Annotated in this window: 10 protein-coding genes; 3 read left to right on the top strand and 7 right to left on the bottom strand. The window is 62.2% G+C overall.

Annotation, left to right across the window (positions count from 1 at the left end):
• Positions 1 to 42 precede the first annotated feature (42 nt).
• On the bottom strand, positions 43 to 1815 hold the full coding sequence (locus KGB29_RS06385) for an acyl-CoA dehydrogenase C-terminal domain-containing protein (RefSeq protein ID WP_150813941.1): 1773 nt from the start codon (positions 1813 to 1815) through the stop codon (positions 43 to 45).
• A 118-nt stretch (positions 1816 to 1933) separates the two neighbouring features.
• Positions 1934 to 3556 (bottom strand): acyl-CoA synthetase, encoded by a 1623-nt coding sequence (locus KGB29_RS06380; RefSeq protein WP_150813940.1) that lies wholly within the window; start codon positions 3554 to 3556, stop codon positions 1934 to 1936.
• 230 nt (positions 3557 to 3786) lie between these two features.
• On the opposite strand from KGB29_RS06380, the gene KGB29_RS06375 reads away from it, so the two are divergent.
• On the top strand, positions 3787 to 6057 hold the full coding sequence (locus tag KGB29_RS06375; protein ID WP_150813939.1) for a PAS domain-containing sensor histidine kinase: 2271 nt from the start codon (positions 3787 to 3789) through the stop codon (positions 6055 to 6057).
• 10 nt (positions 6058 to 6067) lie between these two features.
• A complete protein-coding gene (locus KGB29_RS06370) occupies positions 6068 to 6703 on the top strand; it encodes a response regulator transcription factor (RefSeq protein ID WP_102672425.1) in 636 nt (211 codons plus the stop codon).
• 4 nt (positions 6704 to 6707) lie between these two features.
• Here the strand turns inward: KGB29_RS06370 and KGB29_RS06365 are convergent, their stop codons facing one another.
• Both KGB29_RS06365 and KGB29_RS06360 read right to left on the bottom strand, forming a co-directional pair.
• Positions 6708 to 11117 carry a response regulator gene (locus tag KGB29_RS06365; protein WP_150813938.1) on the bottom strand — a complete coding sequence of 1470 codons (4410 nt, stop codon included), beginning with the start codon at positions 11115 to 11117 and terminating at the stop codon, positions 6708 to 6710.
• A 51-nt stretch (positions 11118 to 11168) separates the two neighbouring features.
• Positions 11169 to 12326, bottom strand: coding sequence for an HD-GYP domain-containing protein (locus tag KGB29_RS06360; protein WP_150813937.1), 1158 nt, complete (start codon positions 12324 to 12326; stop codon positions 11169 to 11171).
• A gap of 281 nt (positions 12327 to 12607) precedes the next feature.
• Between KGB29_RS06360 and KGB29_RS06355 the strand changes: the two genes are divergently transcribed.
• Positions 12608 to 13309 carry an EthD domain-containing protein gene (locus KGB29_RS06355; protein WP_150813936.1) on the top strand — a complete coding sequence of 234 codons (702 nt, stop codon included), beginning with the start codon at positions 12608 to 12610 and terminating at the stop codon, positions 13307 to 13309.
• Between the two features lie 50 nt (positions 13310 to 13359).
• Here the strand turns inward: KGB29_RS06355 and KGB29_RS06350 are convergent, their stop codons facing one another.
• From KGB29_RS06350 to KGB29_RS06340, 3 genes are all read right to left on the bottom strand, one after another.
• Positions 13360 to 14358 carry a 3-hydroxybutyryl-CoA dehydrogenase gene (locus KGB29_RS06350; RefSeq protein ID WP_150813935.1) on the bottom strand — a complete coding sequence of 333 codons (999 nt, stop codon included), beginning with the start codon at positions 14356 to 14358 and terminating at the stop codon, positions 13360 to 13362.
• The gene (locus KGB29_RS06345; RefSeq protein WP_150813934.1) at positions 14358 to 15464 is read right to left on the bottom strand and encodes an NAD/NADP-dependent octopine/nopaline dehydrogenase family protein; all 1107 of its coding nucleotides are present in this window, start codon (positions 15462 to 15464) and stop codon (positions 14358 to 14360) included. Before KGB29_RS06345 ends, KGB29_RS06350 begins: the two co-directional genes overlap by 1 nt.
• 96 nt (positions 15465 to 15560) lie before the next feature.
• The gene (locus KGB29_RS06340) at positions 15561 to 16535 is read right to left on the bottom strand and encodes an AraC family transcriptional regulator (protein WP_150813933.1); all 975 of its coding nucleotides are present in this window, start codon (positions 16533 to 16535) and stop codon (positions 15561 to 15563) included.
• Positions 16536 to 16575 lie beyond the last annotated feature (40 nt).

The following is a 16575-nucleotide window of genomic DNA, read 5'->3' as shown; positions in this document are numbered from 1 at the left end:
GCGGGCCCGGGGAGTGGCAAGGCGCCGCGCAACGCTCAATCGTCAGAACTGTTCGTCAGCAAGGCCGTACAGGGGTGCACTGCCGGCGCGGATGCTGGCTTCCAGGCTCAGCGTCCGTGGCAGCAGGCGGGCGAAGTAGAACTCGGCGGTGGCCAGTTTGGCAGCGTAGAACGGCGGGTCCCGGTCAAGTCTGGACCGGGCCACGGCGGCCATGCGCGACCACATGTAGGCGTAGGCGACATAGCCGAACAGGTGCAGGTACTCCACGGAGGCTGCGCCGACTTCGTTGGCGTTGGCTTTGGCCCGCTCCAGCAGCCAGTTGCTGAGGCCCTCCAGGCGTTCCAGGGCCTTCAGCAGTTCGCTGCCATACGCGCTTTCGTGGTGCAGCGCGAAGTGGCGCACTTCCCGAGCGAACAGGCGTAGCGCGACGCCATCGTTGGCCAGCACTTTGCGTCCGAGCAGGTCCAATGCCTGGATGCCATTGGTGCCTTCGTAGATCTGTGCAATGCGCACATCACGGACCAATTGTTCCTGACCCCATTCGCGAATGTAGCCATGGCCGCCGAAAACCTGCTGGCCGTTGATGCAGCTTTCCAGGCCGGTGTCGGTAAAAAACGCCTTGGCCACTGGCGTCAGCAGCGCAACCAGGATCTGCGCGCAATCGCGCTCGCTGGCATCGTCGGAAAACTTCGACAGATCCAGTTGTTGCCCGACATAGCAGGCGAATGCGCGACCGCCTTCGGTCATGGCTTTCATGCCCAGCAGCATGCGCCGCACATCCGGGTGAGCGATGATCGGGTCGGCCGGTTTGTCCGGGGCCAAGGCACCGGTGGGAGCCCGACCTTGAACGCGTTCGCGAGCATAGGTGACGGCGCTCTGGTAAGACGCCTCGGCGCAGCCGATGCCCTGAATGCCAATCGACAGGCGTTCGTAATTCATCATGGTGAACATCGCCGCCAAGCCTTTGTTCTCTTCACCGACCAGCCAGCCACTGGCGCCGTCGAAGTTCATCACGCAGGTGGCCGAGGCCTTGATGCCCATCTTGTGTTCGATCGAACCGCAACTCACGGCGTTGGCCGCGCCGAGGGAACCGTCGGCATTGACCAGGACTTTAGGTACGACAAACAGCGAAATGCCCTTCGGGCCAGCAGGCGCGTCCGGCAGTTTGGCCAGTACCAGATGAACGATGTTTTCAGTCAGGTCCTGATCGCCCCCGGTGATGAAAATCTTGCTGCCGGTGATCTTGTAGCTGCCGTCAGTCTGAGGTTCGGCGCGGGTGCGGATCAGCCCCAGGTCGGTACCGGCATGGGCCTCGGTGAGGCACATGGAGCCGGCCCAGCGGCCTTCATACATCGGCGGCAGATAGAGGTTTTTCAGGGCATCGCTGGCGTGGGCGTCCAGCGCCAGGCAGGCACCGGAACTCAATGCGGAATACAGCGCAAAACTTGAGTTGGCGCCGTAGAGCATCTCTTCGAATTGCACGGCCAGCATTTTCGGCATGCCCATGCCACCAAACCCGGGGTTGCCGGACAGTCCCACCCAACCGCCTTCGATGTAGGTTGCGTAAGCCTGTTTGAAACCGATGGGGGTGGTGACCCGGCCTTCATGCCACTGCGCGCCTTCTTCGTCGCCACTGCGATTGAGGGGCGCAATCAGGTGCGAGGTGACTTTGGCCGCCTCCTCGAGAATGGCGTCTGCCGTATCGGTGTCGATGCTGTCGGTCAAGGCCGGCAGGCGCGCCCACATGGCCGGAGCATCGAACACTTCGTGCAGCACAAAGCGCATGTCGCGCAGCGGGACTTTGAATTCGGGCATAACGTAAACCTCGTTGGCACGGTTGTGTCATGGGCAGGGCACAGCCGAACTCGGCCTGCACGAACCCGCAGCAGCAGGTCAAACACCTGCTGCCAGATGGATGCAATGTCAGATCGGGTCAGAGCGCCTTGGCCCGCTCGCGCAACACATACTTCTGGATCTTGCCTGTGGAAGTCTTTGGCAAGAGCGTGAAGATCACCGTGCGCGGTACTTTGAATCCGGCCAGATGCTCACGACAGAAACTGATGATGTCAGCCTCGCGAACGTCCTGGTGATCAGCCTTCAAGGTGACGAAGGCGCAGGGCGTTTCGCCCCATTTCTCATCGGGACGGGCGACCACGGCTGCTTCCATCACACCCGGGTGGCGATAGAGCACCCCTTCAAGTTCGATGGTGGAAATGTTCTCGCCGCCCGAGATGATGATGTCCTTGAGCCGGTCCTTGATTTCGACGTAACCGTCAGGATGCCAGACGGCCAGGTCACCGGTGTGGAACCAGCCGCCTTCGAACGCTTCGGCAGTGGCGCTCGGGTTCTTCAGGTAGCCCTTCATGACGGTGTTACCGCGTATGAAAATCTCACCGATAGTCTGGCCGTCACGCGGGGTTGGCTCCAGCGTTGTGCTATCGCCGACCATCAAGCCTTCCAGCGTCGGGTAGCGCACGCCCTGTCGCGACTTGATCTGCGCCCTCTCCTCCAGGGAAAACTCATCCCATTCGGCGTGCCAGGCGCAGACCGTCACCGGGCCATAGGTTTCGGTCAGGCCAAACACATGGGTGACCTTGATGCCCATCTCTTCGACGGCACCGATGACTTTGGCCGGTGGCGCTGCGCCCGCGACCAAGGCATTGACCGGGTGATCGATGGCCGCTTTCGCTGATTCGGGCATGTTCACCAGTGCATTGAGCACAATCGGCGCACCGCACAGGTGAGTGACCTGATGCTCGCGGATCAGCGTGAGGATTTTCTGTGGATCGACCCGGCGCAGGAAAACGTGCACACCCGCCAGGGCGGTGATGGTCCATGGATAGCACCAGCCATTGCAATGGAACATCGGCAGGGTCCAGAGGTACACCGGATGGTTGCCTATGGCCCAGGTCATCTGGTTGCCCAATGCGCTCAGGTAAGCGCCGCGATGGTGGTAGACCACGCCCTTGGGGTTGCCGGTGGTGCCTGAAGTGTAATTCAGCGAAATGGCCTGCCACTCGTCGCCCGGCCATTGCCAGTCGAATGCCGGGTCGCCTTCGGCCAACAGCGCTTCGTAGTCAAGGTCGCTCGCGGCCTGACCTTCACCGTATTCCGGGTCATTGACGTCGATCACCAAAGGCGGGTGATCCAGCATGCCAAGCGCCGCCTGGATCACATCATGGAACTCGCGGTCGGTAATCAACACCCTGGCTTCGCCATGCTGCAGCATGAATGCGATCGCCTCGGCATCGAGGCGCACGTTGAGCGGGTTGAGCACGGCGCCGATCATCGGCACACCGAAATGCACTTCAAGCATCTCGGGAATGTTGGGCAGCATCACCGCCACCGTGTCGTCCTTGCCGATACCGCGACCGGCCAGCGCCGAGGCCAGGCGTCGGCAACGGGTGTAGGTCTGCGCCCAGGTGCGGCGAATCGAACCGTGGATTACGGCGAGGTGATCGGGATAAGTGCTGGCGGTGCGCTCGATGAAACTCAGCGGAGACAAGGCAATGTGATTGACAGCCGAAGGGCCAAGGCCTTGGTCATAGATAGACATGTGCGGGTACTCGATGGCTGATTGTTAGCTCTATGGTTGACCTTGCAGCGTAGTCGCCGCAGTCACCTTCAAAGTCCGGATGACTTTATATAACACCGCGTCATCAATATGGAAGTAGAACCTACGTCGTATAGTACTTGTACTATATCTATTTCTATTAAGTCCGAATCAATGCCGCCAACGCTCCAAGGCTGGTATATGCTTGGTTTCCCTGAGAAAGTGGACCCGCAATGACCCTGACGCCCGTTCGATTGCACAGTTGGTTGCGCCTGCAGCGCGAGGGTGTGTCTCTGGCCGCCCGGGCCGATGCGTTGTGTCGGGCGCTGCAGGATTGCCCTGAGGTGCAGCGGGCGGTTTACCTGAGCTGGCAGCCCAATGCGCGGATCTACAGCCATGAGGGCGCCGCCCAGCATTTGCCGCCGGGACTTGGCGACCCGGCGCTGGCCAGCGACCAGTTGCTCTTCGAGCATCTGGTCGAGGCAGGCCGCCTGGACCTGGCTCAAGTCCGTCAACTCGATTGCTGGTTGTCCGGCCGGTTGCGCCGGGCCGCGATCAGCCATGGCCAGGTATTTGATCTGGCCTTGCAGCCGGGGCAGCCGGGCTTGTTGCTGGTGGAAGTGCGCGAGGGCGTGAGTCTCGATTGGCTGGGCTGGGTGCAGGATTTGCTGACGACGCTGCTGAGCAGCGTCAACGGCCTGCTGCGTGGTTCGCCACTGTTGGGTCACGATCCGCAACCGAGCCTGTTGCTCGATGCGCAAGGTCGACCGCTGGAGTTCAACGCGGCACTGATGGCGCTGCTCGCCGAGAAGTCACTGACCGATGTGTTGGGCTTTTTACCGGTCAATCATCGGGTGCTGGTGCGTGCCTGCCTGGACCAGCAACGCGCCGTCGAAGGTGTCGAGGCTCAGTTTGAAACGCAGATACTGATCTGGACGTTCATTCCCGATCCCCAGGACAACCGAGTGCTCGCCCGTTGCCGCGACGCCACGGCGCAAGTGCTGGCGGAGCGTGAAGCGGCCACCGCACGACGGCTGTACCGGCTGATCATCGAAAACACGACTGACCTGATATCCCGTCACACCCCCGAAGGTCGCGTTATCGATGCATCACCGGCGTCCTGGACCCTGCTCGGTTACTGGCCCGAAGAGTTGCGCGGGCAAATGGCCCAGGGCCTGTTTCATAGCCAGGACCTGGCCGCTCTGGTGCAGCGCGCGCGCGATGCGCTGGAGCAGGATGGCTATCACACCATGACCTATCGCATTCGCCATCGCGACGGCCACTACCTGTGGTTCGAAACCGCCAGCCGGGCGATCCGCGAAACCTACACCGGGGCGGTGGTCGAAATCGTCAGCATATCCCGGGACATCACGGCCCGGGTGCAGGCCGAGGAGAACAAGCGACGCCTGGCCGAAGTGGTCGAGGCCAACATTGACCCGGTGTTGTTCATCGCTCCCGAGGGCCAGGTCACTTACCTCAATCCAGCCGCGCGACGCATCCTCGGGATTGATGAGCAACAACCCATGCCGGCCCTGGCCACGTTGTTCGCAAGCGGCGACCTTGCGCGCCTGCAACGCGATGGCTGGAAGCGCGCCGAGCGCGACGGTGTCTGGAGCACCGATGCGCGTTTGCAACCACCGGGCGGGGGCACATCGGTGCCGGTGTCGCTGGTACTGCTGGCACACCGTTCCGCCGGCGGTGAGCGTTATTACTCATTGGTCGCGCGCGACATGACCGAGCGCGAGCTGCGGGAAGTGCAACAGCGCCGTCATCAGGACGAACTGGCACACACCGCACGGCTGGTCACTCTCGGTGAACTGGCCTCGGGGATCGCCCACGAAATCAACCAGCCGCTGGCTGCCGTGGTCAACTATGCGAATGCAAGCCAGCGCTATCTGCAAACGCTGGATTCCAATCCCCAGGCCGCTGCCAGAGTGACCCAGGGCCTGGAACGCATTACCCATCACGCCACCCATGCCTCCGAAGTGATCCGACGGTTACGCTCCTTTTTGCGTAAGGGACAGCGTCGCATGCAGGCGCTGAACTTGACCGACGTCGCCCGCGAAGCCGTGCGTTTGTGTGCCTGGGAGGCGAGTAATTGCCAAGTGACAATCGAGGATCGACTGCCGGATAATCTGCCACCCGTTTATGCCGACCGCGTGTTACTGGAACAGGTGCTGCTCAATTTGTTGCGCAATGCCATCGATGCCAACCGTGAGCAACATCCCGGGCAACCGTCTGTGATCGTGATGGCCGTGGAGCATGGCAGTGGCGCCTGCGTGGAAATCAGTGTGCGAGACCAGGGGCCGGGCGTCAGCGAGCCGGAACTGGAACAGATATTTACCCCGTTTTACACCAGCAAGGCCGATGGCCTGGGGCTCGGTCTGTCCATGAGCCGCAGCATCATCGAAGGTTTCGGTGGCGAATTGAATGCCCGGCGCCAGCCTGTCGGGCTGCTGATGTGTTGCCGCTTGCCGCTTGCCGGCCCAACAAAACAACAATAGGAATCAGGTAATGGCAGGTGTAACGGAGCACGTTGTGTACGTGGTCGATGATGACCAGGGCATGCTCGAATCGACGGTCTGGTTACTGGAGTCGGTCGGGCTCAAGGCCTTGCCGTTTACCAGTGGCGTCGCGTTCCTCGATGCCTGCGATGCAAGCCTCGATGCTTGTGTGCTGCTGGACGTTCGCATGCCCGGTATGGGCGGGTTGAACGTGCAGGAAGAAATGCGTGTGCGCCAACTGAACCTGCCCATCATCTTCGTCAGCGGGCATGCGGATGTGCCGATCGTGGTGCGCGCGTTCAAGGCCGGTGCCCATGACTTTATCGAGAAGCCCTACAACGAACAGCTGTTGCTGGACAGCGTGCAACAGGCGCTCAGCAACTGTGCCGCCAACCGTTCGGGCAACCAGGGCCACGAAGCCTTGCAGGCGCGCTTGTTGACTTTGACCCCGCGCGAGCGCGATATCCTGTTGCCATTGGTGCAGGGTTACACCACCCGCGAAATCGCGGAGCAACTGGGCGTAAGTGCAAAAACCGTTGATCTGTATCGCGCGCGCGTCATGAAACGCATGCAGGCCAACACGCTGCCGGACCTGGTGGGCATGGCCATCGCGGCGCAGATGGTCGATCCGCTGAAGTTGCGTTGATTCCTCAGGACAGGTTTTCAAGCAGCTCCAGCGCCTGATCAAAATCGAAGCACTCCGCTTGCCGCACAACCCGAAGCAATTGCTCGGTCATCCGCGGGTCTGAAGCCAGCCCCTGCAGTTTGAGCAAGGCCGTCAGCGCCTGGGTGTCGCTCTCGGCCAGCAGAGACCGGACGTGGGCCAATTGCGCGTGCCATTCGCTGCCCGGTGGCACGCTTGATGAGTCTGCGCACGACGTCGGCTCGCCGAGCACCGATAAGCCTTCCTGCACCGTTGTCAGGCAACGCTCGACCTCCACCAGCCGGTCAGCCAGGTCCTGCTCCACCCCATCGCTCGTCCCATCGTTCAGACACGCCTGCTCCAGTGCGGCGGCTGCATTCGCCACTTCAACGGCACCAATGTTGCCCGCCGTTCCGCGCAGGGTATGGGCCAGCCTGACCGTCGTCGAACGATCGCCCTGGCCTCGGGCAGCCAGGAACTCGGCGTAAAAAGCCTGGTGGCTGGAGCGAAACTTGCGCAGCAGGCGCAGATAGAGCTCGACCTTGCCCATGCAGGTGCCCAGGCCCGCTTTCAAATCAATGCCGGGAAGGCTGGCTGGCAGGCTCGCCGCTGACTCCGTGGTGACCGGCGAAACGTCGGCCGACATCGCGCCTCGGTCAGCTCGCGGATGTATCCACTTGGCCAACGTGGCAAACATGTCGTCGACGTTCAAGGGTTTGGAGATGTGGGCGTTCATGCCGCAGGCCAACGCCCGCTCGCGGTCCCCCGCCATGGCGTCGGCAGTCATGGCGATCACCGGCAGATTCGCCCAGCGTGGCTGCTCACGTATCTTGCGGGTCGCGGTATAACCGTCCATCACCGGCATCTGGCAGTCCATCAACACACCATCGAAGTCAGCGTCACGCTCCAGTTTGTCGAGCGCTTCTGCGCCGTGAACGGCCAGGCACAGCTCGATCCCGGCGCTCTCCAGCAGTTCACAGGCCAGCTCGCGGTTCAGCTCATTGTCTTCGACCAACAGCAGTCGCGCGCCACGCAGGCTGGCCATGGCGCTGGCACTCTGGCCGAGTCGCGAGCTGGCCCGGGTATTGGCCTGGGGGATCTTGCCGAGCACCGTGCCCAGCGCCTCAAGCAAAGTGGACGGCGTCACCGGTTTGGTCAGTACCACCGGCAAATGAATGCCATACCGACTGGCCTCTTCGCGGGCTTCCTCGCGACCGAACGCCGTGACCATGATCACCGACGGCGTTTGCGCCAGTTTGGCGGCCTGCATCTGCCGCACCGTTTCCACGCCGTCCATGCCAGGCATGCGCCAATCCATCAGCACCAGATCATAGGGCAGCACCTTCGCTTCGGCGTCCACCAGCATGGCCAGTGCGGCCCGGCCGCTTTGCGCGACGTCCACCTCCACGCCAAAACTGCGCGCCATGCTGGACAGGATCTCCCGCGCGCTGGCGTTGTCATCGACCACCAACACACGGCTGCCCAGCAATTCGTCGGCGGTCACCATGCGCCGTAAATGGCTGTCGCGCTGCACCCCCAGGCTCACCTCGAAATGGAAAGTGGAACCAAGGCCCGGCTCGCTCTCTACCCAAATGCGCCCGCCCATCAATTCCACCAGATGCCGAGAGATGGCCAGGCCCAACCCGGTGCCACCGTATTTGCGGGTGGTGGTGCTATCGGCCTGGCTGAAGGGTTGAAACAGGCGCGAGCATTGCTCGGCGTTCATGCCGATCCCGGTGTCGCGTACCCAGAAATGCAGCTGCGCCTGCTCTCCTGCCGCGCCCCGGTGCTCTACGCCGAGCACGATCTCGCCCTGCTCGGTGAACTTCGTCGCATTGTTGCCCAGGTTGATCAGCACCTGGCCAAGGCGCAACGGGTCGCCGATCAAGGCGGTCGGCAGCTCGGCATCGGTGTTGAACAGCAATTCCAGGCCTTTGTCCTCGGCTTTGAGGCCGATCATGCTGGCAAAGCCGTCGAGCACGGCCTCGAGGTGGAAGGGAATGTGCTCCAGGTGCATTTTGCCGGCCTCGATCCTGGAGAAGTCGAGGATGTCGTTGATGATCACCAACAGGTATTCCGCCGAGCGATGGACCTTTTCGATGTAGTTGCGCTGGCGGTGGTCGAGCTCGGTTCGCAATGCCAGGTAGCTCATGCCGATGATGGCGTTCATCGGTGTGCGGATCTCGTGGCTCATGGTGGCCAGGAAGTTGCTCTTGGCCCGGGTCGCCTCTTCTGCGGCCTCCCGCGCGCGCTGCACCTCGGCCTCAGCGGTCTTGCGGTCGGTGATGTCAAAGTACCAGTTGGCCCCCATGCCCCGCTCCCCCAGCGTCATCGTGACGGCCGAAACCAGTACGTCGAAGCGCTCGCCTCCAGCGCGCTGCAGGGTGGTCTCGAAGTTCAGCACTGCACCTTGCGCTGCCGCTTCAAGAAAGCGCTGGTGTGCCTGCGGGTCGACCCAGAACTGCGCCGGATCCGCACCTTCGAGTTCAGCCAGACGAGTCCCGAACAGACTGTCGAACTGCGGATTGCAGTAGGTCGGACGGCCATCGACGTCCCTGATCACCATGGCCACCGGGCTGCTGTCGAGTACTGCGCGCAACTGTGCCTCACTGGTCTTGAGTGCCGCCTGCAGATGACGCCGTTCACTCACGTCGCGCACCGACGCGCACACGCATACGCCGTCCCCTTCCAGGCTCGGCAGATGCGACAGGCTGATCTCTGCCGAGAACAGACTTCCGTCTTTGCGCACGCCTTGCAGGTCGTCCAGGTTGGCCCCCATCTGGCGAGTGGCGCCGTGGGCCATGAAGCCCTTGCGCAGCGCCTCGTGGCACCCTCTGCTGGCCAACGGCACCAAACGATCGATGGACTCGCCGAGCAGCTCACCGGCGCTATAGCCGAACAGCTGATCCAGTTGGCGATTGGTGCGCAGGATCTGTCCTTGGGCATCGACCACCAGCATGCCGTCCGGCGCCGCTTCGATAATCCCGCGATACCAGGCCTCGGTGGCGCGCAACGCCGATTGCTGGGTTTCCAGTGCCTGCGCCTGCTGCTCCAGTTGCAGCGCCTGTTCCGCCATTTCATTGGCCTGGCGACGGGTTTCCGCCAACAGGGTCTTGACCGCCTGATTGCGCTCCAGAATCGCCATGGCTGCGGCCAAACGTGGGGTGGCTTCCTGCAACAGCAGCAGTTCACGCTCGCCCAGGGGCTCCAGCCCGGCCAGTTCGAGCACCCCCAGCAGCCGCTCGCCACGGACAATGGGTTGCAGCAGCAGGCAACGGGCCGGGACCTCGCCAAGGGGCGAGCGCAAACGCCAGTATTGATCCGGCATCGCCTGAAACTGACGCGGCACGCGATCCACCGCGCACTGGCCCAACAGGCCATCGCCGAACATGACTTGCGCCTCGGGTGGCCGCTCGGAATCGGTGGCATAACGCCCCATCAACAGCAGCGTGCCGGAATCCTCCTGCGCGCTGTACAGCACCCCCTGGCAGATTCCGTGCAGGCTGGCCATGCATTGCAGGAACACGTGCGCCAGTTCGGCCGGGGTTTCTGCCTGCTGCAGATCGACCTGCAATTGGGCGGTATGCGCCTTGATCCAGCGCTGGCGCTCAAGCTGTTGGGATTCGGTCTGCAGTTTGGCGATGGCCCGCGCCAGATCGCCGGTTTCGTTGTTCAGGTCGGTGTGGGGAATCGGTTGATCGAGCTGCCCCTCGGCCAATTGGTCTACCGCCACCCGCACCCGGTTCAGTGGATTGCGGATCGACTGGCTGACGACCCAGGACAACAGCAACGCCAGCGACAAACCACCGAACAACAGTACGTAGGTCAACCTGGTGCTGTGTTCGGCAAACTCGGCAATGTCCTTGGCCGTGTCGCGAATCGAGGCTTCCTTGATCTGGACGATCGCGTACAAAAGGCCGTCGGCCTGCCGGGCAAGTTGCTGGAATTCACTGCTATTGAGCAGTACCAACGCCTTGTTCTGCTGGCCCTGGTCGATCGATAGAAAGGCCTGGTCGCTATGACGCTGCAACTGTTGCAGCAGCAGGTCGAGCTCGGCGAGGCGCGCCAGATTATCCGCGCGCCTTAAGGTCACTTTGGCGCGGGCCACGGCCTGCTGCAGGCCTTCGCGGATATCATGCAGTTGCTGCAGGGATTCGACGCGAATCTGCGCGCTGTCGGTGCCCACCGCACGCTGCAGTGCTTGCATCATATGGGGCAATTGCACACGGGCTTCCTGCAAGTGCTCCATGCCGACCAGTTCCTGCAGATAGAGGTTCTGCATGTCCTGCTTCAGCGATTGCTGGGTGCGCAGGCTTTGCACACCGAGCACCAGCACCAACAGCAGCAGCGCCGAGAACCCCAGGATCAGTTTGTGAAGCAGCGCGAGGCGCTCAAGCAGGGTACGCAATCCGGCCATGACTATCCTCGTGGACCTGATGAAAACACTGACGAAGGGGCAATGGCGGGTTCACGGAGTCTGGCCGATACGTTCCAGAGCAGCCCGCTTGCCGGCCATGTCCTGGTCGGTATCGGCGAAGCGCTCGGCAATGGTCTGGAACTGTTCGAGGCAATCGAGGAAGGCATCGCAGATATCGGGATCGAAGTGCGTACCTCGCCCCTGACGAATAATCTCGACGGCCTGCGCGTGGGGCATCCCCGCTTTATAGACCCGACGGCTGATCAATGCGTCATAGACGTCCGCCACTGCCATCAACCGGGCGCTGACGGGGATGTCGTCACCCGCCAGCCCTTGCGGATACCCACTTCCATCCCATTTTTCCTGGTGACTGTAGGCAATCTCCTTGGCCAGGCTGAGGAACTCGGCGCGAATGCCGAGCTGATCCTCGGCATGCTGGATGGCGTCACGTCCCAGCGTTGTATGAGTCTTCATGATCTCGAATTCTTCCTCGGTATAGCGTCCCGGCTTGAGGAGAATATGGTCGGGGATGCCGATCTTGCCGATGTCGTGCAGCGGCGCCGACTTGAACAATAATTCGATGGTGTCCTCGGTGAGAAAGTGACTGAAGCGCGGATGAGCACGCAGATGCTCGGCCAGCACCTTGATGTAATGCTGGGTCCGCCGGATATGGTTGCCCGTTTCGTTATCGCGAGTCTCGGCCAGTGAAGCCATGGCCTGGATGGCCACATCCTGGATCGCAATCACCTCGCGGGTCCGACGCGCCACTTCCTTCTCCAGATAGTCGTTGTGATCGCGCAGGAAGTCTGCAGCCGCCTTGAGCTTGAGCTGGGTATCCACCCGCGCCAGGACCAGCGCCGCTTTGATTGGTTTGGTGATGTAGTCGACAGCCCCCAGTTCCAGGCCATGGATCTCGTCTTCGGTGTCGGCCATGGCCGTCAGAAAGATGATGGGAATGTCACGGGTACGCGGGTCGCGCTTGAGCTGCTGCGCCACTTCATGGCCGGACAGCCCGGGCATCATCACGTCCAGCAGGATCAGGTCAGGGAGTGCGTCGCCCTGCAGTATGCGCAACGCCTTTTCACCGCTATTGGCAGCCTTGACCCGGTAGCGATCCTTGAGCAGATCCGTCATCAGCATCAGGTTGTCGGGCGTGTCATCGACCACCAGCAGGGTCGGCGGACTGTAATGACTCTGTTCGGCACTCATGGCGGATGGCTCCCTTGCCGGAAATGGACATCCCGAGGCAACACTTCCAGCGCCGCCCCAGCGCAAGAGAGCTTAGCTGCTGTTCTGCGGACCTGCCCGGCGCCGAGCCCGAACCAGAAGCGTCAGCCGTTGCCCTCATAGTGTGGGTCAATAGTCTGTTTGAGGTATTACCCAACGCTGACCTTGATTGACTATGACGCCAGGGATTTTCGGTCATCCGGATGGACCAGGCAGCACGACCGCCGCTCCATCCATCAACCGCAACGAGGAGTTTGATAGCTATGGAAAAAGTCATCTATCTGCTGTGGCGTGATACCCAAGTCAGTCCTGAAACCTTCGCCCATCGCCTGCGCAGTGAGGTCGCCGGGCAATTGCAGGCACTCGGCGCCCGTGGTGTGCAATTGAACCTGGCCGATGCCGATGTGCAACCAGCCGCCGGCCTGCGCCAGGAAAACAACCGACCATTGCCCGATGGCAGCCTGTCGCTGTGGCTGGACAGTGCCAACGGGCCGGCTCGCCGCCCTTTCGATAACCTGATCAGCGCGGCAACGGCGCGCATGGCCGCCTACCTGGTCTGCGAGTCGGTCGCCATCGCCAATACCCGCTTTCCTGCAACACCCGGTGAGCGTACCCACGGGTTTGCCCAACTGGCCCTGCTGACCCGCCCTCCACGCCTGACTCCCGAGGCCTGGCTGGACATCTGGCGCAACCATCACACGACGGTGGCCGTGGACACCCAAGCCAACTTCCAGTACGTGCAAAACCTGGTGGTCTCGGCACTGACCCACGGCGCTCCACGGATCGATGCCATCGTCGAAGAATGTTTCCCGCCAGCGGCCATGACCGATCCCATGGCCTTTTTCGATGCGGCGGGCGACGAAGCGAAATTCCAGCGCAACCTGGCGGCGATGATGGACAGTTGCAGCCGCTTCATCGATTTCGACAAGATCGACGTGCTGCCCACCAGTCAGTACTGCCTGTAGGACCGGAAAATCGTCAAGCGTGTCAGGGCCCGGCCTCCGGGCCCTGGTGCTCAGGCCTGCTTCAAGGCGCCATCGAACGCAGGCGTCAGCCCCGACAACTCCAGCTTGCGGACAAAGTCGCCCAGACGCTGCTGCTTGTAGGCGTCCACGTCCATGTCACGGTAGTCGTAGAAACCCTGGCCATCGCGCAAGCCATTGCGGCCGTTTTGCATGTTGTCGGCGATCACTTGTGGTGACTCGAAACGCGGTGACAGCGCTCCACTCAGGTAACGCGAGGCGTAGTACAAAATGTCGCCGCCGCCCCAGTCGATGAACTCAAGCAGGCCCAGCACCGAGAAGCGCAAACCAAAGCCGACGCGTACCGCCGTGTCGATATCTTCTGCGCTGGCCACGCCCTCTTCCACCATCCGTGCCGCTTCGTTCATCACCAATGCCTGAATGCGCGGCACGATGTAGCCAGCCACCGGGTTGCACACCACGGGCACCTTGCCGATGCGCTTGAGCAGTTGCAGCAGCCGTTCGACCACCTGCGGGCAGGTCGCTTCGCTGCGGCTGACTTCCACCAGCGGCATCAGGTACGCGGGATTGAGCCAGTGCGCGTTCACGAAGCGCGCAGGCTCACTGACCATTTCGCTCAGTTCGGTGACCAGGAAGGTCGAGGTGGTCGACGCGATGATGGTCGACACCGGCACATGCTCGCTGACCCAGGCGAAGGTCTCTTGCTTGACCGCGATGACTTCCGGCACCGCTTCGAACACCAGGTCGCACCTGCGCAATGCCTCTACGGCCTGGTATCTGGATTGCAGCGTCAACCGGGCTATCGCGATGTCGGCCTGTTCCAGCCGGAGCATGCCGAGGCGTACCAGCATCTGCAATTCGCTGCGGATGTTGTTGCGCACACGTTCGAAGTAGCCGTGCCGCTCATCCTCGGCGCGATCCTTGATATCGATGAGGGTGACCGGCAGGCCCGCATGGATGAACGCCAGGGCAATGCCCTCGCCCATCCGGCCGGCGCCGACCACGCTGACTTGGGGCAGCGCGGCGTTCATCAGTTGTAGCCCCTGGTCAGCAGTTCGGTCATCTGCGCCCGACTCAGCGTGGCCAGACCGAGGTTTTCCAGGGTGCGGCCTTCGGCGTAGAGATCCCGTGCAGCGACGACCGAGGCAATGCTCAGCAGGCCCTGCGCGACCGGGGTGGGCACACCGGCCCAGCGGCCGACGGACACCAGGAAGGACAGGCCCAGGCGGGTGTCTTCAAGCATGTAGCGATGCTTCTGCAGGTCGATGTCCTCGCGCCAGTCACCGCTGTCGGTCAACTTGCCATGGGCACCGCGACCGTACATCCACTCATCACCTTCGGTGGTGTTGTAGTGGTCGGCGAGAGGAAAGTGCGGCGCGCCGTAGGTCAGCGCTTCACGCACGGCCATGCGCTCGGCATCAAGCTGGTTGGTCACGCGACGAATCGACGGTTGGGTGCCTTCGTTGTGAATGTCCCAGGCCTCGAAATGCTCCAGCGGCCCCGCGTTCATCATGATCAGCGGCGGATGGATGATGGGTCCTGCGTTCATCAACGCACCGCTCAGGGCGTCTTCAATCGGTTCGACGCTCGGGTAGGCTTCACGCAGCACCGCAAAAGCATGCTCGGACAGGTTGCTGGGGAATACACCGGTCGGCAGGCGGGTGGCATAGCCGCTGATCACCAGGTCGCTGGCGCCATGCTTGCGTACCAGGTACGGCAGCGTACCGGTTTCAGCGAAGGCGACCTTGCTCCGGTTGCCCGCATCGGCCATGGCCTTGGCAAACACGAAACTGCCAAAGGTGCCCGGCGGCAGGAACACCACCTGACCGTCGTGCAGGTGCGGCGCAACATGTCTGGCCAGGTCTTCGTGGGAGGTCGACGGCAGCGGGATGATCACCAGTTGCGCGTCGCCCAGGGCTTCGGCCAGGTCGTCGGTGAACGACAACTTGTCGCCCTTCTGGCCGACTGACAACTGGCGAGTGCCCCGGTAGTCCTTGATGGTCAGGCTGCCGATGGCCAGCAGCTCTTTGAGCGCTGTGGAATCTCGACGCCACAGGCGGGTCTGGTGCCCCTTTTCAGCCATTTCGACAGCAGCGGCGTAACAGCCGTGACCACCACCCAGCACGGTAATATTCATGCAGATACTCCTTTTTGTCAGAGACTCGATCCTATCGAGCCGCACCGCCACAGACTCCTCCGATTGCGCAGCCGAATGACCGATTGCGCAGGTGTCTCAATGCTTCTGCCGCCGCAGGGTGTCCGACGGCAGGCAACCATAGCGTTGCCGATAAGCGCTGGAGAAATGCCCGAAGCTGTTGATGCCATGACGCAACAGGATATCGGTGACGGTTTCGCCGGCCCTGCCCTGCTTGAGCGACTCGTGGATGACCGCCAGGCGCCGGTCGCGGATGTACTCGACCGGCGCCTGCTGGAGGAACTGGTTGAAGCCGTTCTGCAAGGTGCGCACCGAGACACCACACAGTTCGCTCAGGGTCGTCAGGCTGATCGGTTCGTCGAGGTGTTCCTCGATGTAGTCACGGGCCTTTTTCACGTGGTGCGGCAGCGGCACGCGCGAATCGATCAACAGATCCGCGGAGTAGTTATGCGGCAGCTGCGTGAGCAGCAACTGCATCAGGTATTCGGACAGGCCGCTGGCGAGGCGCGAACCGTCAACGCCGCTGCCGTAGAGCCGGCAGATGTAGTCCAGGGTGTGATAGAGGCTGACGACGCCGGCGCCCAGGTGGTCGACGCTGACATCAAAGATCACCGACTGGCGCAGGCTGCGGCCGAGCAGGCGTTGCAGCTGCGTCTCCAGGGCATCACGGTCGACACGCAGGATCAGGTTGCGGCACTCGCCATCGGTGACGATGCGGCTTTGCGCGAACGGCGAGGAAACGCTCAGGTAGCCCGACTGCATCGCCGCGCTGCGCCGCCCGTGGGCCACTTCGCAATGCCCCTGCAAGGTGATGCGAAACAGGTACTGATCGGCAATGTCGCCGATGGTGATCTCCACCGGCGCGCCATAACGCAGGTCGAGCAGCGCCGAATCGCCGAAGAATACGCCGTTGAGCCGGGTGTAGATTGGCTCGTCACGCAGCACGTTGAAGCTGTGCGGGCACAGGTATTGGCTGACCTTGTCCTTGATCTCGCGGTAATCGGCCGAACTGAGCAGGCTGTGCCGTTCCAGCAGGTGTACGTCATTCAACATCAAGGGTTCTCCTGACGTGGAGCGTCTCGGCCCCGCTCCC

Source organism: Pseudomonas sp. BF-B-30 (assembly GCF_019956305.1).
Classification (GTDB): Bacteria; Pseudomonadota; Gammaproteobacteria; order Pseudomonadales; family Pseudomonadaceae; genus Aquipseudomonas; species Aquipseudomonas jessenii.
This window is presented reverse-complemented; position numbering and strand designations above follow the sequence as displayed.